The sequence below is a fragment of the Catenuloplanes sp. NPDC051500 genome, from assembly GCF_044454585.1.
GTDB lineage: Bacteria > Actinomycetota > Actinomycetes > Mycobacteriales > Micromonosporaceae > Catenuloplanes.
In genome coordinates this window covers 247,229-270,147 of the sequence record NZ_JBITDX010000008.1, presented here as the reverse complement: position 1 = coordinate 270,147, position 22,919 = coordinate 247,229, and the positions used below count along the sequence as shown (strand labels likewise).

Here is a 22,919-nt window from a genome sequence, read left to right as displayed (position 1 = left end):
CGCATGAGGTGCAGCCCGGATCGCTGCCAAAGCTATCGCAGTTCGTCGATGCTCACAACTAAAACACGCCAGGTTACGGCCGCCACCGCGCAGAACACGCCCCACCCTGAAGGACCTCGCCGCACGCCTGGGCATCTCCGGGACTGCCGCCTCGTTCGCGCTGAACGGCCGGGCCTGCGGTCCGGGAGAGCACGACGGTGTAGGTCAGCCGCCGCACCGCTCCGGGGCCGGCCAGCGGCCCGCGCGGAACGCGGCCGGAGGCGCGCCCATCAACCGCCGGAACTCGGCCGTCATGTGCGACTGGTCGTAGTAACCCGCCATCGCCGCCAGGTCCGGCAGCGGCATGTCCGGATTGTCGAGCACCAGGCGTACCCGGTCGATCTGGGTGTAAAGCCGTGGCGGCAGCCCGACCGCGTCCGTGAAGAGCCCGCGCAGATGTCGTTCGCTGACGTGCAACCGCCGCGCGGCCCGATGCACCGGCTCCGGCCGGGAGCCCTCGAACAACGCCGTGGCCTGGCGCAACAGTCGCGCCCGCCCGTCCGGCGCCGGCGCCATCTCCCGGAGCAACCTGGCAAAGTCAAGATCGAAATCCGTCAGCGGTACGGCCCGGTCCGCGATCTCCCGCACCGGGCGCCCCAGCAGCGCCGCCGCCATCCCGGGCGCGACCCGCATCCGCACACACCCGGCGTGCACCTTGACGTCATGCCAGTAGCGGGCCCGCGTCCGCGGCCCCATCACCACGACGTCGTCCTGGCTTGGCGCTTCCCCGACCGGCCAGGACAGCACCGTGCCGTGATCCGGCTCCACCATCGCCGCACCCCCGTGCCACCGATGCGGCACCCGCCTCGGCGGCCCACTGAACCAACTGCTCACGGTCCCACCGTAGGCCGCCGACCGACTTTCCACCCGTCCCACTCACCAACCCTGCCGAAACGTCCTACTGCGCTCGCAGGCAGGTCATCACACCACCCGCCGTCCGCCTGACAGGCCGAGAGAAGCACGATGCCTCCAGGCGAGCGTCAGGCAGGCTGCGGCCGTCGCGCTCGTCTCCGGCGCTTCCACGTAACGTTGAACGTTCGCCTCGGTGAACTCGAGCCCACGCCCGCCGAACCCTGAGATCAAGGTGCCCTCGTCGCCCTCAGCCCGGAGTGGACCGAAAATCGCGTCGAACTCACGCGCCTCAAAGACCGCAACGGTCAGGAGCTCCGGCTTCCAGCAGACGGAGTCGAGGCCCACGCCAAGCAGGCTGACGGTCAACTGCCCTTACGCCGAGCCTCGATAATCTGCGAGAAGGGCGGCGTGCCATCCCAGTCAATCAGTACGCCGGCCTCCCCCCGGGCCTCCGGGACGCCGAGGAGTTCCTCTCCGTTGTGAGCGCGGGCTTCACCCGATCATGACCGGCCGCTCACCGGCGTACCCATGCTTGTCGTCATGGATGTGACAGCGATCCGCGTCGGGCTGGCCGGGATGCGGCCGGTCGTGGCCGAGGGGGTGCGGTCCTGGCTGCGGCAGGATCCCCGGCTGATGGTGGTCGAGGCGGCGGACGAGGCGGACGTGCTTGTGTGCGACTCCGGCGCGTGCGTGCTCGGCCTGCACCACCGGCCGGTCGTCCTGTTCACTGTGGACTCCGGGCGCCGGGAGCTGATCGCCGAGGTGCTGGAGGCCGTGCCACACGGGCGGGGCACGGCCTCCGGAAACGTTCCGCGGCTGTCCGCGCGGGAGCACGCGGCGCTGTGCTGGTGGCTCGGGTCGCTGACCAAGGCGTCGGTGGCGCGCCGGATGGGCATCTCGCCGCACACCGTGGAGATGTACATCAAGCGCATCCGGCAGAAGTACGCGGATCTGGGCCACCATCTACCGACAAAGGCGGATCTGCTGGTACGGGCGGTGGCGGACGGCCTGTACACGCCGGAGGACCTCGCCGGCCGGCGGCGAGGCCCGGCGGAGGCTCAGAGCGCGTAGACCCGCGCCCAGTCCACCTCGAAGACCGCACTCTGGAGATCATCGCCGTAGAAGTTGTCCAGCTGGATGGTCTGGAACATCGGCCCGGGCGCGCACTGGATGCAGTCGGCGCTGAACACGAACCACTCCGTACCGTCGATGAAGCCCTTGACGTGGTCTGGGGTCCACTCGAACGCAAAGTTGTGCCAGCCGGACAGGTCGACGCCGCACTTCTCCGCCTGCTCCTGCACCTTGGGCTGGTGGTTCGGGTAGTGCAGGAACGCTCCGGCGCACTGCTCGCCGGGAGCGCTGTTCTCCAGGTAGTCGTACTCCGCGCCCTCCGGCCACTGCTCATTGTCCGGCCAGAGCAGCAGCACCGGGTGGAACTGGCGGCCGTTGTCCGCGGACGTCCCCTGCGAGCGGGCGCGCACCTCCCACCGGCCGTATCGCTGGGCGAACCTGCTGCCCAGCAGGCCGGAGTCGCCGCCGGACTCGCCGGTCATCCGCATGATCCCGCCGAGCACGCGGCTGTTCTCCTCGCAGCGCCGGCCGTTGCCGTTGTGCCCTGGCCAGCAGCCGCTCGCCTCGCTTCCGGCGTGCGTCCACTTCGTGGCGTCCGGTTGTGCGGGCGCGGCGACGCTGCCGTAATCGAATTCGTCGGAGGCGGGCAGCGGTGTACCCCAGCCGTACCGTGCCGCGGCCGTGTCCGCCCCGGTCGGAGGCGGCGTGGTGGGAGGCGGCGTGGCCGGTGACACCGGCTGGTAGTCGCAGGCGGTTGCGGACCAGGTCAGGCCGGCCGGCCCGGCCAGCCGCGCGGTCACGTTCGCACGTCCGGCGCCGCCTGGCGCGGTGAACTCGGCCGCCACCCGGGTCCAGGTCTCCACGATGTTCGGCGTGATCGCGACCTCGCCCCCGTTGGCGTGACCGAGATAGGCGCCGGACGCGTCGTACCAGTCGACCTGCATGCGGGCGGTCACCGAGGTCGCGGCGCCGCTCACCCAGGAGTCCACGGCGAACCGCCACCGCTCGCCGCCGCTGACGTTCTTCTGCGGCAGGTACATCTCCGGGTTGACGCCGTTCGTGGACGGCTGGCGGTAGGCATGGTCCGCCGCGACGTGCGCCCGCGCCGCGACCCGCGTGCCTGTCGCGCCGGTGCCGTGCCGGCCCCAGCCGGTGATGTCCCGGTCCACGACCGGGTTGGCGCACGTGTTGACAAGCGTTCCGGTCCGCGTCACGACGTCGGCCGCGGGGGCCGCCTGCGCCACCGCGATCCCGGTCCCGGTGATCACCGTGAGACCGGCGGCCGCGGCCGCCAGATATCTCCGCACGATCGTTCCCTCCCCTGTGTCAGCTGCAGGTCACGGTAGGGATGCGGGTGCCCGGGCGTCATGACCCGGGAACAGGGGACACGCACGATCGTCCACAGTAGTTCCCTCTTCGGTGACGCTCCGGTCAGCAGATGGTGAAACCGCAGATCAGCGGGGGTACGTCCGAAAGCCGATTGTCCTAGGCTGAGGCGATCGGTATCGATTCCCGGGATGCGATGGGTCGGAGTGTGATGGAGCAGACGGAAGCGCCGCTGTTCGCCGTGCTGGGGCCGCTGGCCGTGGCCGATGCGGACGGGAGCGTCACGCCACTGCCCCCGGGCCGGCGCCGCACGCTGCTCGCCGCGTTGCTCCAGCACCGCAATCGCTGGGTCGACAACGACACGCTCGCCGCCGCGCTGTGGGAGGCCCGCGCCGACTACCCCAGCTCGATCAGCGGCAGCATCAAGACCTACATCCATCAACTGCGCAAGATCCTTCCTGAGGGTACGGACGGGGAGGCGCGCCTGGCCGGCCGCGGCGGCGCCTACCGGCTCACGGTCGCGAGCGACGAGCTCGACGCGGACGTGTTCGAGGCGCTTGTCACCGCCGGCGTGGCCGCGCTGGGCCGGGACGATCCCGCGAAGGCGGCCGGGCTGCAACGGCGCGCGCTTGCGCTGTGGCGCGGCACGCCGGAGGAGGACACGCTCGACCCGGTCGCCGCCCGGCACCTCGACGAGCTGCGCTGGACCGCGCGGTACACGCTTGCCGACGCGCTGATCGCGGCGGGCGATCCGGGCGAGGCGATCGTGCTGGCCCGCGCGATGCTCACCGAGGACCGGCTGCGCGAGCCGGCCTGGGAGCGGCTTGTCATCGCACAGCGGGCCGCCGGCTGGCAGGTGGACGCGCTGGCCAGTTACGAGGCGGCGCGGGTGCTGCTGCTTGACACGTTCGGCGCGGAGCCGGGCAGCCGGCTGCGCGAGGCGTACCGGGCGCTGCTGTCCGAGACGGCAGACCGGGCGGTCTCCCCCGCCCGTCCCCCGGTGGCGGCGGTCCTCCCGATGCGGGAACCGGCGGTGCCGTCCCCCGCGGGCCGCCCACGGCGGGTGTCCGCGGCGCTGCTGGCGCTGATCATGGCCGGTGTGCTGGTGCTGGCCGGCGGGTCGGCCACGCCCGCACTGTCCGGGACGGGTGGCACCGGCGGCGGCGTGGCGGCCCAGGCCGTACCCAAGATCCTCTTTGGTCTTGGTCCGGATCCGGCGCAGGCGCAGCTGTCACCGTTGATGCAGACCGGCGTCGGCATGATGACCACCTGGTACCACAAGCAGGGCAACCTGGAGCAGTTCGAGGGCTGGCGGGCGGACGTGATCCCGCAGGTGTACGCGTCCGGCCGCGCGCTGCACGTGATCGTCGGTACCTGGGAAAAGCCGGAGTCGGTGGAAACCCGGTTCGGGCGCGGGTGCGGGCAGCCGTACCCCCTGTCGGACGAGTTCCTGCCGGACATGCAGCGTCTGGCCGCCGCGTTCGCCGGGCCGGCCGACGGGCCGCCGCTCTACATCTCGATGTTCTCCGGCCTGCAGCACCTCACCTGCGCGGACGACGGCTACCTCAACGATGCCGCGACCACGAACTACTACCTGGCGCTGAAGGATCGGTACTTCGACCTGATGCGCGTGATGCGGGCCGCCGCGCCGAACCTGCGGATCGGCCTGAACTGGGACGGCTGGAACGCGTCGCACGACGAGCCGGAGACCGGCGCCGGCCTGTCGATGTTCCAGTACTTCGTGGAGGCGATGCGCGCGTCCGACTTCCAGAGCTTCGGCGCGTTCACCGAGGACGGCAACGCGGAGCACATCGTGCAGATGGTCCACGAGCTGGGAAAGTACGGCCCGGTGATGGTCTCCCACTACGGCCCGCACGAGGACTCGCTCACCGTCTACCGCGACGACCTGCAACAGACATTCCAGCCCGACGTGCTGGCGCGTCTGGTCGCGGACGGGCTGTTCGCGTTCAGCTTCAAGGACCCGGACCTGCAGCGCCAGTCGCCGGAGCTGATGACGCTGACGGCCACGGTCGTCCGGGATTACGGCAGGTACCCGCCCACCGGCTGAGACCGCTGTTACCTGAACGAGTGTCGTGCCCACACCTGCCATCGACGGATACCTTTCCGTCAACAGCTCGGGTGGGGAGGACACCGTGGGGGACATAATCCCTTTCCAGCCGCCGGAGGCGGGCACGCCGCCGCGAGCGGAGCAGACGCCGGCGCAGAACACCGGTTCGGGCAGCACGACCGAGTGGGACGGAACGACGCTTGACGGCGCGGCAACCCAGCTCGACTGGTGGGCGGACTCCATCGGGAGAAGCATCCTGCCGACCTACATGGGCACGAACATCGAGGACAACCTGACCGGCGGGAACGGCATCTCACCGTTCGGCACCTTCCCCGCCGCGATCGAGATGTCGCAGCGGCAGATCGGGCATTACGAGCGGGCGAAGGACGTGGTGACCACAGTCGCGGAGCGGCTGCGCCAGGCCGCCGAGACGCTGCGGGAAGTCAAGGAGAAGTACGAGACCACCGAGGCCGCGAACACACTCAGCGCGGCAGCGTTCGACAGGCTCTTCGCCGCCGAAGGGCCGGCGACAATGGGCAGCTTCTCGTACGACGATCCCGGCACGCCGACCGGCGGGGTGTGAGTCATGGCTGACGGCGACTACCTGCCCACGAGCTGGGAAACGATCATCACGCAGGTCGTGGTCAACGGTCAGCCCGAGCGTCTCAGGGCTGCGGCGTCCGGCTGGACGATGCTCCAGGACGCGCTGACCACCATGGCGACGGGTCTCGACTTCGAGGTGGGCCTCCTCGGGCAGACCTGGACGGGCCCGGCCTTCGACGCGTACCAGGCACACATGACCGGGATCTCGGACGCACTGCGGCACGTCGTCGAGGAGACGCAGCGGATGGGCTCGGTGGTGGGCACGCTCACCGAGGCGGCGACGCAGCTGGAGACGGCGCAGAAGAACGTGTTCGTGCCGCCGCTTGCAATTCCCGAGGTCGACGCGGCCATCGCCGCGCGCAGCCCGGTCCAGGAGGGGCTCTTCCAGCCCAAGGTCGTCGAGGAGACCCGGAACAACGCGGTCGCGGCCTGGCGTGCTCCGATCGTCCCCACCACAATCGTCAACACTCCCTGGGGCAGGATGACGATCGAAGCCTATGTCGCGCGGGCCACCGAGGAGAACCGGAAGGTCTGGGTCACGCTCAACGACGAGGTGACGGCCCAGTCCGACATGACACCGCCCGGGCCGACCGCACTGCCGCCCGCGACCACCGGCGCCGGCGCGTCCTCCCTCGCCGTGGCGGGTCCCACCGGCGGTCCCGCTGTCCCGCCGCCCGCGCTGCCGGGCGCGGGTGCTCCCCCGCCGGGCGCGACAGTTCCTCCGTCGGAGACGGGCACTTCCGCGCCGGGCACCGGCGTCCCATCGCCGGGCACGGGCGCCCCGGCCACGGACGAGGACGGTGCGCTTCGGGGCGGTGGCACGCCGTCGCTGAACGCCGACACCGGCGGCTTCGACCCGGCCGTCTCCCCGGCCGTCCCGGCTGCCGGCGCATTTGGCCCTGGCACGGCCGGTGCCGCCCCGGGTGCTGTCGACCCGCCCGAGTTCGCCGGTACCGGCCTGGCCGGTGCGGGCGCCGGTGCGGGCCTTGGCGGTGTGAGCGGCGCCGGCTCCTCGGGCGGCATTCCGGGCGGGCTCTCCGGCGGCGCCCCGGCCGGCGCCACCACCGGAAGCCCGGCCGGTTCGGTCGGCGGTCTGCCCATCGGCGCCGGCGGTGCGCCCCTCAGCGGCGGCGCAGGTGGCGCACCCGGCCGGCGTGGCATCCCCTCGGTGTCCGCGGCTCCCGGCGTCTCCCCCGTCGCTCCTGCTCACGGCGCGGGCGGGGCGGGCGGCGCCGGGCGGGGCGGAAAGCCGGTCCTGGAGGGCGGCGTCCCGCACGCGGGCGGTGCCGCCGGCCGGCCCGGCACACCCGGTGCCGGCGGTTTCGGGGGCGCGGCCGGGTCGGGTTTCGGCGACGAGGACGAGCACACCACCTGGCTTGAGGAGGACGACGAGAACGTGTGGGGCTACGGCAGCGGCGTCCCCGGCGTGCTGCGCTGAGTCCCGGGCCACCGTTCTGCGGGATGTGGCCGCCAGGGAGGCGCGCGTCTGCGGCCGCTGCCGATCACCCGAGGACCGGCAGCGTACGGGTGGCGCGCAGTGGAGAGCACAGCGCGGGAAGGCAGGCCGCGGTCATCCCGGCCGCGCCGATCCACAGCACCGCGGGCGCGCCGAGCAGGCCACCGAGAGCGCCGCCGAGCAGCCCTGCGACCGGCATCGTTCCCCATTGGATAAAGTGGACGGTGGCGCTCATCCGGCCCAGCAACCGGTCCGGCGTGACCTGCTGCTGCACGCCTGCCTGAGCGATCAGTCTGACCACCCCACCGGCGGAGAGCAGCGCGAGCCCGGCGCCGGCGACCCAGATCGGCAGTCCGTGCGCCGGCATCAGCGCGGCGCCCGGCGCCGTGCACAGTGGAGCGAAGGCGATGACCGGGCCGGGACCTGCGCGGACGATCAGCCGCCGGGCCAGCAGCGCGCCGGTCAGCCCGCCGCAAGCCATCACGGACAGCACCAGCCCGATGCCGAACGAGCTCAGCCCGGCGTGCCGGGACAGGAACACCAGCAGCATCGTCTGGTAGGTGACCAGGAACAGGCTGAACAGGCCATCGGTGACAAGCATCGGCCGCAGCAGGGGGTGACCGAGCACGAACCTCAGCCCCTCCCGCACGAGCCCTCGCTCCGAGGAACTGACGACAACCGCCTCGGGGGTACGGATCCGCAGCACCGCGAGCGCGGACAGGGCCAGCCCGGCGCAGCTCGCGATAAGCGTCAGCGGCGCGCCGAGCCAGGCGACCAGCGGACCGGTCCGCGAGCTGCCCGGCGACGGTGGCGGCGAAGAACAACCGGAAGTCGGACATCTCCGGGACCCTACCGGCTGTGCCGGATCGTCCTAGAGTTCGTGCGGGCCGGCCGCGCAGGATCGAGGGCATGATTCTGGTTACGGGTGCCACCGGCACCATCGGACGGCATGTGGTGGAGTTACTGCTGGCGCGTGGTGTGCCGGTCCGCGCGATGACGCGTGCGCCGGAGCGGGTCGCGGCGGCGGACGGCCTCGAGGTGGTCGCCGCGGACTTCGACGATCCCGCGTCGCTGCGCCGAGCGGCTGACGGGGCCGACGCGGTCCTGCTGATCACTGCGCCCGCGACGCCCACAGAGCGGCACGACCTCGCGATGATCGACGCGGCGCGGGAGGGCGGAGCGGGCCGGGTGGTGAAGCTGTCCGCGATCGGGACCGGCGAGCGGTACGCCGGCGGCGTGATCGGCGAATGGCACCTGCGCGGCGAGGAGGCGCTCCGCGACAGCGGCCTGCCGTGGACGATCCTGCGCCCGTCCGTGTTCGCCTCGAACATGCTGTGGTGGGCGGACGCGATCCAGTCCGGCACGCCGATCGCGGACCCGGTGGACGGCGCACGGCAGGGCGTCGTCGACCCGCGTGACGTGTCAGCGGTCGCGGCCGAGGCGCTCACCGGCGACGGCCACGACAAGGCGCTCTACACGCTTACCGGGCCGGCACCGATCAGCCTCGGCGAGCAGGCGCTCATCCTCGGCGAGGTGCTCGGCCGGGACATCGCGGTGGAGACCGCGCCGCCGCCGGACGCCGCCTGGGCCGCCGGGATCGCCTGGTCGCGCGACGGCCACAACGCGGTGGTCACCGGCGACGTGGAGCGCCTGCTCGGCCGCCCGCCGGGCACCTTCCGCCGCTGGGCAGAGGAGCACCGGGACGCGTTCTGAGCCGCGGCGGCGAACTCGTCCGGGAAGCCGCGCCGGTCAGGCGTCCCAGACCATGTCGATCTGGCGCTGGAACACGCGGTAGCCGGCCCGCGCGAACGCGGCCGCCATCGGCACGTTCCCCACGTCGGTGGCGGCCCGCACGTGCGGCACGCCCTGCGCGGCAAGCAGGCGCGTGCCCTCGGCGAGCAGGTCGTCGATAAGCCCGCGGCCGCGCAGCTCCGGAACCACGCCGAGATACGCGATGATCGGGTTGTAGCCGTTGTGGCCCGGCAGGACGAACCCGGCGGGCGTGCCGTCCGGCAGTACGCCGACCCGCCACCAGGACCGCGGGCTCGGGTAGCGCAGCAGTTCCTCCTGATACTGCGTGCGTGCGGCCTGCTCCGCGGACTGACGGGTCAGTTCGTCGCGGCCGTGCGCGTCGAGCGTGCCGTCCATCACCCGGGTCATCAGCGCGATCAGCTCTTCCGCGCCGCCGGGCTCGCGGAACGTCAGCCGCCCTGAGGAGGCGGGAAGTGGTGCGGTGGCCGGCCAGTGCAGGCGCAGCCGCTCCACGAAGAGGCGGCCGCCGGTCTTCTCGATCGCGTGCATGCGCAGCAGCGTCGGGGCGGGTTCGGCTTCCCGCCAGTCCGGCGCGACGTACCTGGTGAACTCCGGTTTCACGCCTAGCGTCGACTGGGCGCGCTCCAGAAGTCGTACCCCGTCATCGAGATCGTGGTCTTCTGCGACGTCGAAGATGTCGGTGACCATCGGCTCCGGGTCGCCGGGGCGGGACCAGAAACCGGCGCGTGCGACAAGGCGGCCGTCGCGCAGCGCCACCCACAGCCAGTGCGGGTGCCGGCGCCCGGCCTCGAGGTCGGAGGCGACCTCGGCGTTCAGTTGGTACGGCAGGCCGTTGAAGAGGTCAATCTCGTCCGGCCCGGTGATTGTGCGAATCGTGAGCGTCACGGTTCTCCCTGAAGAGATGCCCGTGCCCGTCAGGTGGTCTCCCGGAAAGGCACGAGCGGCATGATCATGCGGAACATCGCTGCGCCTCCCTCCTGGTCGTTGGTGCACCTGTTCTACCCCGTGGCTGCGGCGCCGGCAACCGGTTATCCGGCGCCGCAGGGCCGTGCGCGGATCAGGCCGGTTCCGGTACCGCGCCCGGGTCGCCGCCCGGGTCGTCAGGGGTCGCCTCGATCGGGGGTGGTGGAAGCGTGTCCGGCGTGTCGGGGAGCAGCTCACCGGCATCGTCCGGAGCGGGCTCGAACGGATCGATCAGCGGGAAGGGATCGGGTTGCGCCATGCCCTCAGATGCCCACGGCGCCGCATCACAAACCAGTTCCGTGGTAGCCGCGCTTGATCAGCGCCCGGCGCAGCGACTTCATCGCGTAGAACGTGCGGGATTTGACAGTGCCCTCCGGGATGCCGAGCGCGCCGGCCATTTCGGCCACGGTACGGCCCTCGAAGTATGTGGCGACAAGCATCCGGCGGGAGGTCTCCGGCAGCGACGCCAGCGCGGCGCGCACCTCGAGGCGGTCGATGGCGCGCTGGGCCGCGTCCTCAGTGCGCGCGGTCCGGGCCTCGAGCAGATCGTCACTGACCTCGATGACGCGCACCCGGGCGGCCCGCAGGTGGTCGATCGCGATCCGGCGGGCGACGGTGAGCAGCCACGCCCTGTTCCAGCCGCCCTCGGCGTTGCGCACCTCCGGGTGCCGCCAGGCGCGGATCGCGGTCTCCTGCAGGATGTCCGCGGCCTGATGCACGTCGCCGCCGGTGACGCGTGTGAGCGCGGCCATCAGCGCCGCACCGTGCTCCCGATAAAGAAGCTCGAGGCCGTCTGATATCCGGCGTTCCTCCGAGCCTGCCCGCATTAGCCCAACCTAGGGCGATCATGCGCACGCGTCGTCACCCGAGAGCGGCATATGCACATACCCCTCTGGGGGTACGCGGCAGTCCTTCCACGGGGAGACGCGCCGGGCGATCCACTCGGGATACGGTCGTGACGTGCGGAAATTGTTCCACCCGGTGTGGGCCGACGTGTTGCTGACGCTTGGGCTGACCGTCCTGACCACGGTCAACGTCGTCGCTCAGAGTGACGGCAAGCCGCACTGGCTGGCATGCGTGCTGGCGTTCCTCACCGCGGCGCCGGTGGCGTTCCGGCAGTGGTCGCCGGTCGGCACGTTCGCCGTGATCGTCGCCGCGCTCGCGCTCTACAGCCTGCTCGGGTACGGCGCCTGGCCGAACACCGGGCTCGGCATGGTGGTCGGCCTGTTCACCATCGCGACGTTGTGTTCCCGGACCGCGGCCGCGCTGGCGTTCCTTGTCACGCTGCTGGCCGCGTTTGTCGCGTACCGGACGTTCCCGGTGCCGCTGACGGTCTCGGACATCCTGCAGTACGCGCTTGCGATGTCCGTGGCGTGGGCGATCGGCGACAGCACCCGGCGGTGGGCGCTGCGCGCCGAGCGGGTCGCCTCGAGGGCCGTGGAGGCGGTGGCGGAGGAGCGGGTCCGGATCGCGCGGGAGATGCACGACATCGTCACCCACCACATGTCGGTGATCTCGCTGCAGGCCGGCGTGGCCGAGTATGTGCTCGACACCGACCCGCCGACCGCGAAGGCGGCGATCGCGACCGTGGGCGACGCCAGCCGCGAGGCGCTGTCCGAGATGCGCCGCCTGCTCGACGTGCTGCGCATCGACCACGACGACGAGCCGTTCAGCCCGCAGCCCGGCCTGGCCGACCTCGAGGAGCTGGTGTCGCGTACCAGGGCGGCCGGCCTGGACGTGCAGTTGTCGGTGCGCGGCCGGGCCCGCCCGCTGGCCGCCGGGCCGGACCTGTGCGCGTACCGGGTGGTGCAGGAGTCGCTTACCAACGTGCTTCAGCATGCCGGTCCGGCGACCGCGCGCGTCGAGGTGGAGTACGGCGAGCTGACGCTCACCGTGACGATCTCCGACGACGGCGTGAAGGCGCCCGGACCGCGGCCGTCGCCCGACTCGCACGGCATCCGCGGCATGCGCGAGCGCGCCGAGCTCTACGGCGGTGTGCTCACCGCGGGCCGGTGCGTGGACGGCGGATTCCGCGTGTTGCTACGACTTCCGATGGAGGAAAAGGCATGACCGTGCGGCTCGTTGTCGCGGACGACCAGGCGCTGATCCGGGCCGGGCTGATCGCGCTGTTCACCGCCGCGCCCGGGATCGAGGTGGTCGGTGAGGCGAGCGACGGCGAGCAGGCGGTCGCGGTTGTCGCCCGCACCCGCCCGGACCTGGTCATGATGGACATCCGGATGCCGACCGTGGACGGCATCGCGGCCACCCGCGCGATCCTGGCCGGTGAGCACCGGCCCTGCGTGGTCGCGCTGACCACGTTCGACCTGGACGAGTACGTCTACGCCGCGCTCAGTGCCGGGGCGTCCGGTTTCCTGCTGAAGGACACGCCCCCGCAGCGGATCATCGCGGCCGTGCACACAATCGTGGCGGGTGACCTGTTGATGGCGCCGCGCATCACGCAGCGGCTGATCGAGGCGTACGCGGAGCGCCACAGCTCCCCCGCCGCCGCCGCGCCCCGCCTGGAGAGCCTGACCGCGCGGGAGACAGAGGTGCTGCGGCTGGTCGCGAACGGCCTCTCCAACACGCAGATCGCGGAACGCCTGGTGCTCAGCGAGGCCACCGTGAAGACGCACGTCAAGCGCCTGATGGGTAAGCTGGAACTGGCCAGCCGGGCGCAGGCCGTGGTGGTCGCGTACGAGAGCGGCCTGGTGGTCCCGCATCTACGTTCCCGGTCCTGAACGGCGTCACCATCGCACCGCATCCACAGCACCCGGCCGACGGAGTTCGAGAGGGCGTCCTCCCGTTCTCAGTGCGACGGCCCCACCGGAACGTCGCCCCGCAGCGTGATCCGGTGCATGACCCGGCGCTGGTCGCCGTAGTCGCGGTTGGCGTAGTGGGACGTGCTGCGGTTGTCCCAGATGGCCACGTCGCCGGGCTGCCAGCGGTGCCGGACGATGTGCTCCGGCTTGGTCAGGTGCGCGTAGAGCAGGTCCAGAATGGACCGGCTCTCCGCGTCGGACACGCCGACGATGTGCGACGTGAAGCCCGGGTTGACGAAGAGGCCCTTGCGGCCGGTCTCCGGGTGCACGCGGACGACCGGGTGCTCGATCGGGTCGAGCCGGGTGACGACCTCGCCGTCCCACTCGTTGCCGCGGCCGTTGCGGCGCTGCGCCAGGTAGTAGCCGAACTCGCGGTTGCCGTCGTGGACCGCGGTCAGGCCGTCGACAAGCGTCCGCACGCCCGGGTGCAGCGACTCGTAGGCGAGCTGCGAGTCGGCCCAGTTGGTGTCGCCGCCGCTCGGCGGCAGCGTGACCGCGCGCAGGATCGAGCCCATCGGGGGACGCCGCACGAACGTCACGTCGGTGTGCCAGACGTCCGCGAAACCGTTGTCCGCGCTGTCGATCGCGTAGATCTCCCGATGCTGCTCGCTGAGCGGGCCGATCACCGGGTGCGACGCGGTCAGCTCGCCGAGCCGGTTGCCGAGCCTGATCTGCGCGTCCACGTCGAGCGCCTGGTTGCGGAAGAACAGCACCTTCCGGTCGACAAGCGTGGCCCGGACCGCGGCGATCTGGTCGTCGTCTGCGGTGGCCAGGTCAAGCCCGAGCACGTCCGCGCCGAAGTGCGGGCCGAGCGGGTCGAGCCGAAGCTCCACTGTGGTGGCGGTCATGAGCACAATCCTTTCCTGGGTACGAACGGGGCTGTTCTCAGGCGGCCGCGCGGACGGCGTGCCCGATCTCCGCGCGCAGCGCCGCGTACTCCGGCAGTGCGCGCAACTCCTCCGGCTCGACTCCGCTGCGCGGCAACGGGATCGGCAGGTCAAGCGCGACCCGGCCGGGCCGCGCGGTGAGCACCACCACCCGGCTGCCGAGGAAGATCGCCTCGTCGACGCTGTGCGTGACGAAGACGCTTGTCCGGCCGGTGGCGGCGCTGACCCGGCGCAGATCCTCCTGGAGGCGTTCCCGGGTGAGCGCGTCGAGCGCGGCGAACGGCTCGTCAAGCAGCAGCAGCGGGTTGTCCACCGCGAGCGCGCGGGCGATCGCCACGCGCTGCTGCTGGCCGCCGGAGATCTGCCAGACCCGGCGGCGCTCCACGTCGTGCAGGCCGACGTTGGCGAGCAGTTGCGGCACCCGGGCGACCCGTTCCTCACGAGGGACCTTGGCGTAGCGCAGCGCCAGGTCGACGTTGCCGCCGACGGTGCGCCACGGGAAGAGGCGGGGCTGCTGGAAGACCAGCCCGGCGCCGCGGCCCGGCCGGGGTGGCTCGCCTGATGCGCGTACCGTGCCGGTGGTGGGCTCCTCGAAGCCCGCGATCAGGCGCAGCAGCGTGCTCTTCCCGCAGCCGGACGCGCCGACGAGCACCAGGAACTCGCCCTCCGGCACGGTCAGGTCGACCGGGCCGACCGCGGTGACCGCATCGGAGCCGGTGCCGTAGACGTGCGTGACGCCGTCGATCTCGATCGCGTTAGGAGAGGACACCGGGAAGTCCCTTGACGTAGATCGACTTCTGCACGGTGGCCAGGTCCGGGACCGCGTCGATCTTCTTCTGGTCCGCGAGGAACTGCGCGGCCGCGACCAGGTTGTCGGCCAGCTTGCCGGGCTTGCCCTCGGTGCCGAGCCACTCGTCCGAGGCGAGGTCCGCCGGCTTCAGGAAGACGCCCTGGCCGAGCTGGTTCTGCGCGTCCGCGGGCGTGATGTTGAGTTCGGCGCCGACCGCGGTGGCGGCCGCGGCCGGGTCGGTGGCGATCAGGTCGAGCGCCTGCGACTCGACCTTGCGCCAGGCGTCGACCGCGTCCGGGTGCGCCTCGATGAACGACGTGGCGACCACGCCGAGGTCGAGCGTGGGCTTGCCGGCCGTGGCCAGCTCCCGGCTGGAGATGAGGACCGTGCCGTCCTTCTTCAGCGCGTCGAGCGTGGGCAGCCAGGTGTAGGCCGCGTCCAGGTCGCCGCGCGTCCAGGCGGCCAGGATGTCCTGCGGCTCCAGGTCCACGATCGTCAGGTCCGACTCCTTCAGCCCGGCCTGGTCGAGCGCGGCGAGCAGGCTGTAGTGCGATGTGGACGCGAAGCTGGTCGCGACCTTCTTGCCGCGCAGTCCGGCCACGTCCTTCACACCCGACTCGTTGCGCGCGACAAGCGCCTCGTTGTCACCTGCCACATCCAGGACGAACGCCACCTGGTACGGGATGTTGAGCGGCGCGGAGAGGCCGCGGGCGACCGGGCTGGAGCCGATCGCGGCGATGTCCACCGCGCCGGCCACGAACGCGGTGTTGATGCTGGCGCCGGAGTCGAACTTCGTCCAGGTGATCTCGTAGTCGGGCAGCGCCTTCTCCAGCAGGCCCTGATTCTTGACTATCAGGTCGCCGCTTGGGAACGCCTGGTAGGCGATGCGGATGGTCTGTGCCGAGGAGTCGCCGCGGCCCTGGCTTGCCACACCGTCGCCGCATGCGCTTGTCGCCGCCAGAGTTATCGTCGCAATTGCCACAAAACGCTTGAAGGAGCTCACACTCGTACCCTCTGATCGGTGTTCTGATGGTTTTAGACGCGCCCGCGCCAGGGGACCAGCCGGTCCTCGGCCTGACGCAGCAGCGCGTCGATGAGCAGGCCGGAGATTCCGATGGCGAAGAGCCCGAGCACCACCACGTCGGTCTGGGAGTAACGCTGCGCGTCACGGACCATGCCGCCGATGCCCGGCACGCCGTTGATCGTCTCGGCCGCGACCACCGACGAGTACGCGATGCCGACCGCCAGCCGGATGCCGGTGAAGATCTCCGGTAACGCGTGCGGCAGCACCACGTCGCGCACCACCTCGGCCCGGCCGGCGCCGAGCGCCCTGGCCGCCTCCACCAGCCCGGTCGGCGCCGCGTGCACCGCGGCGGCGGTGGCGACCGCGACCGGGGGCAACGCCGCGATCGACAGCAGCCACAGCTTCGGCGTCTCGTCGATGCCGAACCAGATGATGAACAGGCTGAAATAGGCAAGCGGCGGCAGCGCGCGGACGAACGTGACGACCGGCTCGGCCACCACCCGCACCCAGCGCACGGTGCCCATCACCACGCCCACCACCAGGCCGGCGCCGACTCCGATCAGCGAACCGATCAGGATGCGGCGCAGACTCACACCGAGATGCTCGATCAGCAGATGTCCGCTGTATCCCTCGGTCGAGGTCTTGACCAGCTGCTCCCACACGGCGGCCGGCGACGGGATGAACGTCGGGTTCCGCATGAGCCGGGCGGTCAACTCCCAGAGCAGGAGCAGCACGACGACGGCGAGCAGCCGGAGCGCGAGATGACGCTTCCGGTTCTTCCTCGTGGCCGCGGGCGCGCCGACGGAGGTCGTCGGCGCCGCGGACTCAAGCACAGCGGTCACCCGTATATTCCTATAGGACTACTTGGGATTAGGCAATGGGCGGGTGTGCGAAGCCATCCGGCAGGGTATGCAGGGACCGCCTGCGACCTGGAGGAACACGCACCCATGGAACTGAACGTCCCCGCCGCCTGCGCGGTCGTGGTGAACCCGTCGAAGGTGCCCGACCTGGAGGCCTTCCGGGACACGGTCACCCGCACCCTCGACGCGGCCGGCTGGCCCGCGCCCACCTGGTACGAGACCACTCCCGAGGACCCCGGCCGCGGCCAGGCCACCGAGGCGATGGAGAACGGCGCCGAGGTCGTCTTCGCGGCCGGCGGCGACGGCACGGTCATGGCCTGCGTCACCGCGCTCGCCGAGACCGACGTGGCGCTCGCCATCCTCCCGGCCGGCACCGGCAACCTGCTGGCCGCGAACCTCGGCCTCGCCGCCGACCTGGACACCGGCCTCCGGGTCGCGATCGAGGGCGGGCTGCGCCGGCTGGACGTCGGCCGTACCGAGGGCTCCTGTTTCGCGGTGATGGCCGGCCTCGGCTTCGACGCCAAGATGCTCGACTCCACGTCCGAGACCACGAAGAAGCGGATCGGCTGGCCCGCCTACATCATCGGCGCGGCCAAGCACCTGCGCGACCGCCCGATGCGCGTCACCATCCGCATCGACGACCGCCCGCCGATCCGGCGCCGCGCGCGTACCGTGCTGATCGCGAACGTGGGCCGCCTCCAGGGCGGCGTGCGCCTGCTCGAGGCCGCCGACCCGGCCGACGGCAAACTTGACGTGGCCGTGCTGTCGCCGCGCTCACTGCCGCAGTGGGTGGCGCTGGGCTGGGGCATCGTGCGGCGGAAGGAGCGGGTGCCCTCACTTGAGGTGTTCCGCGCCGCCACTGTCGAGATCATCGCCACGCACGCCGAGCCCCGCCAGCTCGACGGCGACACCATCGACCCCGGCACCCGCCTGCACGCCGAGATCCTCCCCAAGGCCCTCTGGCTGTGCGTCCCCGAGCCCGCCGACCACCCCGACCTGTCCGAGGACGTCGACGCGGTCGCGGAACGCGCGAAGCGGCTCACCTCCGCCGGCTGACAAACTGCGGGGAGGGTCCGGAGCAGGCGGTGGGCTGAGGTCGGATCAAGGACTGAGCGCGCCCGCATCTCTGTCCCGGGCAGAGGGTGGATGCCATGGCTCTCATCGGTGACGGACTCTTCCTGCGCAGTGTGTCCATTGTGAACGGCGAGCGGCTGCTCGCCGTGGCCGACGGCGGACTTACCGATTTCGCGGTCGGCAAGAACATCGCGATCCCGGGCGCGGCCGACCTGACCGCGACGATCACCGCGCTCGATCAGCATCAAGTGGTGCCGGAGGCGGCGATGACCGCGGGCAGCCCGCGGTTCCGGGGCACGATCGTCACCGTCTCCAGCGACGGCACCGTCAACCGGCCGCCGTTCCGGCCCCAGCACGCCGGACGCCGGATCACTGTCGCCGGGGCCGGTCCGGGCGGTGGCGTGCTGGTCACTGACGTGGTGGCGGTGGTCGACGACGGCACGCTCACGCTCGCGCAGGCCGCGTCCGCCGACGTCACAGGTGTGGAGGCGCACCTGAACGCGCCGGAGCGGGCCGGGCTCTCCGGATACGCCAGGCACACCCGCACCGGGCTGACGCTCGGCCTCGGCGATCGCACTGTGACCGACGGTGCGGTGACTGTCGGCGGGCGCGCGGTGGAGAGCGCGACCGCCCGTTTCTCGCACGCGGACCTCGGGAAGACGCTTACCCTGGCCGGCGCGGGCGTGTTCCGGAGCGTGGTCACGGCGGCGCCGTCCCCGGGCAACCGGCTGGAACTGCGCGATCCGGCGCCGCGGGCGGTAAGCGGCGGCCAGGCGGACGTGTGGCGGAACGACAGCCTGCCGGATCTCCAGGCCGCACTGCGCTCCGGCGCCGAGATCGTGCTGCCGCCCGGCGTCTACGACCTCAAGCGGCCCGCGACGCCGGTGCGCAGTGGCGGCGTGCTGCGCTTCGAAGGGCTGCGGAACGTCACGCTGCGTGGTGCCGGGCCGGGCGCGACGATCCTGAGCCTGATGCCCGGCCAGGAGCTCGGCGACCGGGACACGCACGTGATCGAGACGATCGGCTGTGAAGGGCTGCGCTTCCGCGACATGTCCGTCCACGGTGCGTACCTGACGCAGGCCACTGTCAACGAGCAGATGCACGGCATCAACCTCAATCGGAGCACGCGCGACACGATCATCGAGGACGTGCGGTTCTTCCAGACCGCCGGCGACGGGCTGCGCCTGCTCGGCAATCCCGGTGAGCTGGTCGAACAGGTCGTCGTCTCGCACTGCCGGTTCATTCAGAACAAGCGGACCGGCGTCGGCTTCCAGCGCGGCACCCGTGCGGTCTGGGTCCGAGACTGCCACTTCGACGTCAGCGCGCCGAGCACTGACGCGGCCATCGACCTGGAACCGACAGGCGAGGGCGGCCCGGCCGACATCGTGATCGACAGCAATGTGATCGTGCACCGGACGTCCACGGTGGCGGTCGCGCTCTCCGGCGTCTCCGGCCCGGACCCGGCCCGGCGTGTCACGTTCAGTAACAACCGCGTCGACGGCGGCACGCTCTTCAGCACCGACGTACAAGCGATGTCCATCGTGGACAACGTGTTCAGCGGTGTGCTTCCGGCGCGGCCCGTGGTCCACGTGCAGCGGGGCGGCGACACAATCAAGATCTACGGAAACACCATCGGGGGTACGACGAACGCCGCGATCCTGGTCAGCCAGGTCAACGACCGGCCGGTCGACCGCGCGCTGATCACCGGCAACCTCTGCGAGGTGATCACCGGTGTCGGCATCCGCGTCGACTCGAGCGAGGACGTGGCCGTCGTGGACAACCTGCTGATCGCGGCCGGGAACGCCGGGCCCGCGGTCGAGCTGCGTGCGGAGGCCGGCCCGACCGGCGGAGTGTCGGTGCGCGGCAACACGATCGGCGTCCGCGGCACCGGCCGGTGGGAGCAGGGCGTGCAGATCGTCGCGCGGCACCCGCTCGGCCCGGTCTCGGTCACCGCGAACACGATCCGGGGCGCGGCCGCGGCCGTGCACTTCGCCGGCACCGACTTCACCGGCACCCCGGTCTGCGCGCTCAACGACGGCGGCCCGGTCACCGGCCTGACGAACCTGCCCGGCCGCGCGCTGATGGTCAGCGGGGCGGGCGCGCTCGGCGGCGGCCGCGTCCTGGTCGGCGAGGTCGCGCCCGAGGGCGTCGTGCCGGGCCTGATCGGCGACGTCTACCAGCGGATCGGCACCGCGCCCGGACCCCGGCTGTTCGTCAAGGAGTCCGCGGACAAGCCGGAGACCGGCTGGGTGGCGACGTAAGGATCAGTAGGGGCCGACTGACCAGTTGGCGGCCAGCGGCGTGACCGGGGCGAAGTAGCTGATGCCACCGGTGGTGCAGTTGCCGGAGCCGCCGCTGGTCAGGCCGAGGCCGACGGTGGCCGCGAAGAGCGGGCCGCCGCTGTCGCCCGCCTCGGCGCAGACAGTGGTGCGGATCAGCCCGTAGACGGTGCCTTCCGCGTAGTTGACTGTCGCGTTGAGCGCGGTGACCGTGCCGCCGCGCAGGCCGGTGGTGCTACCGGCGCGCTGCACCTGCTGGCCGACGAACGCGGTGCCGAACGTGGTGATCGGCTGGAGCGTGCCGTTGTAGCGGTTGACCGCGCTCGGCGGCCGGGTGACCGAGGACGGCGTGTACCGGACCAGCGCGAAGTCCCGCGAGTCGAGCCGCTGCACCACGGTGCCGATCACGGTGCCGCCGGGGCCGCTGCGGACCGGGCTGCCGACCGCGCCGACGCAGTGGCCGGAGGTGATGAAGTAGTAGACGTTCGGCGTGGCGGGGTTGGACACGTTGAAGCCGATCGTGCACCGGTACGACCCGTTGTAGAGCACGTCGCCACCTGCCCCGTGCCTGGTCCGCACGCCGGGCTCCCGGACGACTGTCACGGCCCGCCGCGCCAGCCTGTCGACATCGCGGGCGGCGACCGAGGCGTCGACCGCGACCATACGGACCCCGGTCGCGGGGTCGGTCCACCACGCGGTGCCGGGCAGCGTGTCCAGGTCGGCGGAGGCGGCGGCAGGGGCGGCAGGGGCGATGATCAGCGTGAGGAGCAGGGCGGCAGCGGCGACCAGTCTCATCCACGCAGCGTGGCACCGCGCTCATGGTGGGCCCAATCCCATCCTCCTCATCCCCGCCACACGATGCCTGGCCGGGCCACCCGCAATGGTGACCACCACCGCGACCGCGACACCTTCCGGAAGGACATCGCCCGCATACGGCGCATCGAGCAGGCGGGCTGGCTCGTCCTCCGATTCACCGCCGACGACGTGTTCCGCACGCCCGCCGACACCGCCCGCACCATCGCCGCGGCCCGCCGGCGGCGCACCGCACTGTCGCAGCGGCGACCGGGCGAGCCTGACCGGGGTGGTGACGCCCGCCGCTCTTGACCTGGCACGACGGGGATGGTGGCCGCGGGAGCCGCGGGACGTGAGTCCGGCGGGAGTGGGACATCGGCCTGTGAATGGTTTCGATGTTGATCTGATTCCGGCACGGAGTTCGCCATCGGATGAATTCCGCGGCTGTCCACCGGACGGTGCACGGCGGGCGTCCGCCCGGCGCGCACGGACGTCGCTTTTGAGGGGTTGGAGCAGGTCAGCAGCGATATGAGTGGGGTTGCGGGATCGCGCTGTGACGATAGCGGGAATACGGTCAGAACGACACTCGCATTAGGTGTCAGCGGCTTGGTAACATGCCGCGGTTCAAGGCCCGTTTCACCGGCGTCTCGTCGGCACGAAGCCGCGCGTATGAGCCCACACGTACGGAGAAGGCCGTGGCTGACAATCGGATGAAGGATCGTGTCAAGGTGATGTTCAACGGCAACGCAATGCCTGACAGCACGACCTCGGAGCACCCCGAGATCATGCCTGCGATGGCAGCCCAGCTCGGCGGCCCCGCCGGCGGCCCGCCCATGCCCGGCCAGGCGCTTCAGGTCCTGACCATGGCGCAGCGCACGGCCGAGGTGCACATCACGAGCGCCCAGGCCCAGGCGGAGAAGATCCGCGCCGATGCGGCCGCCGCGGCGCAGCAGATCGCCGCGGCCGCGGAGCAGCACGCGGAGAACGTGCGCCGGGAGGCCGACAAGGCCGTCGCGGAGGCGCGCAGCGCTGCCGAGCGGATGACCCGCGACTCACAGGCGCGCGTCGACGAGGCGCACCGGATGGCCGAGAAGATCGTCGCGGACGCCCGCGCCTCGGCCAAGACCATCGAGGCGCACGCGGAGCAGAACGCGGAGCACACCCGTCAGCAGGCGCAGCGCCGGTTCGACGACGTGGTCGGCAGTCTCGGCGCGAAGCGCGAGTCGCTGCAGGACCAGATCGAGGCGCTGGAGCAGTTCGACCGCGAGTACCGGGGGCGGCTGACCTCGTTCATGCAGGGCCAGCTGCGCGCGCTGTGGGTGGACCAGCCGCAGGTCGAGGCCGGTCTCACTGAGGACGCGGACTACGACGAGGCCGATGAGGCGGACACCGCGCCGGCCGCCATCCCGTCCCAGGCGCAGCAGGCGGTCCAGGCCGCCCAGGCGCAGGCCGCGGCGCAGGCTCAGGCCCAGGCGGCGCAGCACTCCAACGCTCAGGCCCAGCACGCGCAGCCCCAGCACCCGCTTGCGAAGCCCGTGTCCCAGCACGCCCAGGCGGACGACGAGGACGACGACGAAAACTGACTCTGAGTAACGAGCCCGGAACGCCCTGATCGGCGTTCCGGGCTTTTTTGCTGTATTTACGACACCCTTCGAACGTGAGGCGCCTATCGCTCGTCAACAGGTCGTCAACACCGCGCGGGCCTAATTGCAGAAAGCCCGGCACATTCGCACGAGGAGGAATCGACCGTGCAGCGCATTTCGCTCACTCCACGACCCGCTCCCGCACGGCATGTACCGCCGCCCTCCTCAGCCGGTCTCGGCTGGGCGCTGCGTACCGTCCTGCGTGACTACCTTGCACGCGCCGACGCGGTCCTCGCGACCGCGCCCGGCGGACAGCACGGCTACGAGATACTGGCCGCGGTGTCGGCCGGCGACTACGGCACGCAGATCTCGCTTGCCAACCGCCTCGGCATCCACCGCACAGTGGTCACCGACCGCATCGACGACCTGGAGCGGGCCGGCATGCTTCAGCGGCACCTGTCCGCCGCGGATCGTCGCGTGCGCCGCCTGGTGATCACTGACGCGGGACGCGCCGTGCTCACCGACCTGTCGGCCGGCCTGGAGGCCGCCGAGGAGGAGACGCTTGCGTCGCTCGACGAGGACTCGCGTGAGCAGTTCCTCGGCGCGCTTCACCTGCTGGCGCGCCGACCGGTCGCGGCAGCCTGACACACCTGCACGGGG

23 protein-coding genes and 1 pseudogene are annotated in these 22,919 nt (G+C 71.5%); 12 read left to right on the top strand and 12 right to left on the bottom strand.

Going from position 1 to position 22,919, the window contains the following annotated elements; all coding sequences use genetic code 11:
• Nucleotides 1-204: 204 nt before the first annotated feature.
• On the bottom strand, nucleotides 205-810 hold the full coding sequence (locus ACIA8K_RS18830; RefSeq protein ID WP_396060528.1) for a helix-turn-helix transcriptional regulator: 606 nt from the start codon (nucleotides 808-810) through the stop codon (nucleotides 205-207).
• Between the two features lie 150 nt (nucleotides 811-960).
• Nucleotides 961-1,236, bottom strand: coding sequence for a hypothetical protein (locus tag ACIA8K_RS18825; protein ID WP_396060526.1), 276 nt, complete (start codon nucleotides 1,234-1,236; stop codon nucleotides 961-963).
• Nucleotides 1,237-1,431: 195 nt separating this feature from the next.
• Here ACIA8K_RS18825 and ACIA8K_RS18820 point away from each other — a divergent pair, with 195 nt between their 5' ends.
• Nucleotides 1,432-1,962, top strand: coding sequence for a response regulator transcription factor (locus ACIA8K_RS18820; protein WP_396060524.1), 531 nt, complete (start codon nucleotides 1,432-1,434; stop codon nucleotides 1,960-1,962).
• Here the strand turns inward: ACIA8K_RS18820 and ACIA8K_RS18815 are convergent.
• The gene (locus tag ACIA8K_RS18815; RefSeq protein ID WP_396060522.1) at nucleotides 1,950-3,269 is read right to left on the bottom strand and encodes a glycoside hydrolase family 16 protein; all 1,320 of its coding nucleotides are present in this window, start codon (nucleotides 3,267-3,269) and stop codon (nucleotides 1,950-1,952) included. The genes ACIA8K_RS18820 and ACIA8K_RS18815 overlap by 13 nt on opposite strands.
• Nucleotides 3,270-3,499: 230 nt before the next feature.
• On the opposite strand from ACIA8K_RS18815, the gene ACIA8K_RS18810 reads away from it, so the two are divergent.
• The 3 genes from ACIA8K_RS18810 (at nucleotide 3,500) to ACIA8K_RS18800 (ending at nucleotide 7,397) form a co-directional block, all read left to right on the top strand.
• On the top strand, nucleotides 3,500-5,356 hold the full coding sequence (locus ACIA8K_RS18810) for a BTAD domain-containing putative transcriptional regulator (protein WP_396060520.1): 1,857 nt from the start codon (nucleotides 3,500-3,502) through the stop codon (nucleotides 5,354-5,356).
• Between the two features lie 85 nt (nucleotides 5,357-5,441).
• On the top strand, nucleotides 5,442-5,939 hold the full coding sequence (locus tag ACIA8K_RS18805; RefSeq protein WP_396060518.1) for a hypothetical protein: 498 nt from the start codon (nucleotides 5,442-5,444) through the stop codon (nucleotides 5,937-5,939).
• A gap of 3 nt (nucleotides 5,940-5,942) precedes the next feature.
• A complete protein-coding gene (locus ACIA8K_RS18800; RefSeq protein ID WP_396060515.1) occupies nucleotides 5,943-7,397 on the top strand; it encodes a WXG100 family type VII secretion target in 1,455 nt (484 codons plus the stop codon).
• Nucleotides 7,398-7,461: 64 nt separating this feature from the next.
• Here ACIA8K_RS18800 and ACIA8K_RS18795 read toward each other — a convergent pair.
• Nucleotides 7,462-8,196: pseudogene (locus ACIA8K_RS18795) on the bottom strand (MFS transporter); the annotation flags it as partial.
• A 128-nt stretch (nucleotides 8,197-8,324) separates the two neighbouring features.
• Here ACIA8K_RS18795 and ACIA8K_RS18790 point away from each other — a divergent pair.
• The gene (locus ACIA8K_RS18790) at nucleotides 8,325-9,128 is read left to right on the top strand and encodes an NAD(P)H-binding protein (protein ID WP_396060513.1); all 804 of its coding nucleotides are present in this window, start codon (nucleotides 8,325-8,327) and stop codon (nucleotides 9,126-9,128) included.
• A gap of 36 nt (nucleotides 9,129-9,164) precedes the next feature.
• Here ACIA8K_RS18790 and ACIA8K_RS18785 read toward each other — a convergent pair whose 3' ends face one another.
• The 3 genes from ACIA8K_RS18785 to ACIA8K_RS18775 all read right to left on the bottom strand — a co-directional run bounded on the left by ACIA8K_RS18785 (nucleotide 9,165) and on the right by ACIA8K_RS18775 (nucleotide 10,978).
• Entirely contained in the window at nucleotides 9,165-10,073 is a 909-nt protein-coding gene (locus ACIA8K_RS18785; RefSeq protein WP_396060510.1) for a GNAT family N-acetyltransferase, read from the bottom strand.
• 172 nt (nucleotides 10,074-10,245) lie between these two features.
• On the bottom strand, nucleotides 10,246-10,410 hold the full coding sequence (locus ACIA8K_RS18780; protein WP_396060508.1) for a hypothetical protein: 165 nt from the start codon (nucleotides 10,408-10,410) through the stop codon (nucleotides 10,246-10,248).
• A gap of 25 nt (nucleotides 10,411-10,435) precedes the next feature.
• A complete protein-coding gene (locus tag ACIA8K_RS18775) occupies nucleotides 10,436-10,978 on the bottom strand; it encodes a sigma-70 family RNA polymerase sigma factor (protein ID WP_396060506.1) in 543 nt (180 codons plus the stop codon).
• A 133-nt stretch (nucleotides 10,979-11,111) separates the two neighbouring features.
• On the opposite strand from ACIA8K_RS18775, the gene ACIA8K_RS18770 reads away from it, so the two are divergent.
• Both ACIA8K_RS18770 and ACIA8K_RS18765 read left to right on the top strand, forming a co-directional pair.
• A complete protein-coding gene (locus ACIA8K_RS18770; RefSeq protein WP_396060502.1) occupies nucleotides 11,112-12,221 on the top strand; it encodes a histidine kinase in 1,110 nt (369 codons plus the stop codon).
• On the top strand, nucleotides 12,218-12,889 hold the full coding sequence (locus ACIA8K_RS18765; protein ID WP_396060499.1) for a response regulator: 672 nt from the start codon (nucleotides 12,218-12,220) through the stop codon (nucleotides 12,887-12,889). The genes ACIA8K_RS18770 and ACIA8K_RS18765 overlap by 4 nt, the downstream gene beginning before the upstream one ends.
• Nucleotides 12,890-12,957: 68 nt before the next feature.
• On the opposite strand, the gene ACIA8K_RS18760 is transcribed toward ACIA8K_RS18765, so the two are convergent.
• The 4 genes from ACIA8K_RS18760 to ACIA8K_RS18745 all read right to left on the bottom strand — a co-directional run bounded on the left by ACIA8K_RS18760 (nucleotide 12,958) and on the right by ACIA8K_RS18745 (nucleotide 16,513).
• The gene (locus tag ACIA8K_RS18760; protein ID WP_396060496.1) at nucleotides 12,958-13,818 is read right to left on the bottom strand and encodes a TauD/TfdA dioxygenase family protein; all 861 of its coding nucleotides are present in this window, start codon (nucleotides 13,816-13,818) and stop codon (nucleotides 12,958-12,960) included.
• A gap of 37 nt (nucleotides 13,819-13,855) precedes the next feature.
• A complete protein-coding gene (locus tag ACIA8K_RS18755; RefSeq protein WP_396060493.1) occupies nucleotides 13,856-14,626 on the bottom strand; it encodes an ABC transporter ATP-binding protein in 771 nt (256 codons plus the stop codon).
• The gene (locus ACIA8K_RS18750; protein ID WP_396060490.1) at nucleotides 14,613-15,578 is read right to left on the bottom strand and encodes an ABC transporter substrate-binding protein; all 966 of its coding nucleotides are present in this window, start codon (nucleotides 15,576-15,578) and stop codon (nucleotides 14,613-14,615) included. Before ACIA8K_RS18750 ends, ACIA8K_RS18755 begins: the two co-directional genes overlap by 14 nt.
• A 104-nt stretch (nucleotides 15,579-15,682) precedes the next feature.
• A complete protein-coding gene (locus ACIA8K_RS18745) occupies nucleotides 15,683-16,513 on the bottom strand; it encodes an ABC transporter permease (RefSeq protein WP_396060487.1) in 831 nt (276 codons plus the stop codon).
• Between the two features lie 105 nt (nucleotides 16,514-16,618).
• Between ACIA8K_RS18745 and ACIA8K_RS18740 the strand changes: the two genes are divergently transcribed.
• On the top strand, nucleotides 16,619-17,587 hold the full coding sequence (locus ACIA8K_RS18740) for a diacylglycerol/lipid kinase family protein (RefSeq protein ID WP_396060485.1): 969 nt from the start codon (nucleotides 16,619-16,621) through the stop codon (nucleotides 17,585-17,587).
• 95 nt (nucleotides 17,588-17,682) lie between these two features.
• Nucleotides 17,683-19,866: a hypothetical protein gene (locus ACIA8K_RS18735; RefSeq protein WP_396060482.1), complete on the top strand. Its 2,184-nt coding sequence runs from the start codon at nucleotides 17,683-17,685 to the stop codon at nucleotides 19,864-19,866.
• 3 nt (nucleotides 19,867-19,869) lie between these two features.
• On the opposite strand, the gene ACIA8K_RS18730 is transcribed toward ACIA8K_RS18735, so the two are convergent.
• Entirely contained in the window at nucleotides 19,870-20,679 is an 810-nt protein-coding gene (locus ACIA8K_RS18730; RefSeq protein WP_396060480.1) for a S1 family peptidase, read from the bottom strand.
• A 63-nt stretch (nucleotides 20,680-20,742) separates the two neighbouring features.
• Here ACIA8K_RS18730 and ACIA8K_RS18725 point away from each other — a divergent pair, with 63 nt between their 5' ends.
• The 3 genes from ACIA8K_RS18725 (at nucleotide 20,743) to ACIA8K_RS18715 (ending at nucleotide 22,904) form a co-directional block, all read left to right on the top strand.
• Complete coding sequence (locus ACIA8K_RS18725; RefSeq protein ID WP_396060477.1) at nucleotides 20,743-20,988, top strand: DUF559 domain-containing protein; 246 nt, start codon at nucleotides 20,743-20,745, stop codon at nucleotides 20,986-20,988.
• A 383-nt stretch (nucleotides 20,989-21,371) separates the two neighbouring features.
• Nucleotides 21,372-22,259, top strand: a complete 888-nt coding sequence (locus tag ACIA8K_RS18720; RefSeq protein ID WP_396060474.1) for a hypothetical protein — start codon at nucleotides 21,372-21,374, stop codon at nucleotides 22,257-22,259.
• 165 nt (nucleotides 22,260-22,424) lie between these two features.
• Nucleotides 22,425-22,904, top strand: a complete 480-nt coding sequence (locus ACIA8K_RS18715; RefSeq protein WP_396060472.1) for a MarR family winged helix-turn-helix transcriptional regulator — start codon at nucleotides 22,425-22,427, stop codon at nucleotides 22,902-22,904.
• Nucleotides 22,905-22,919: the final 15 nt, after the last annotated feature.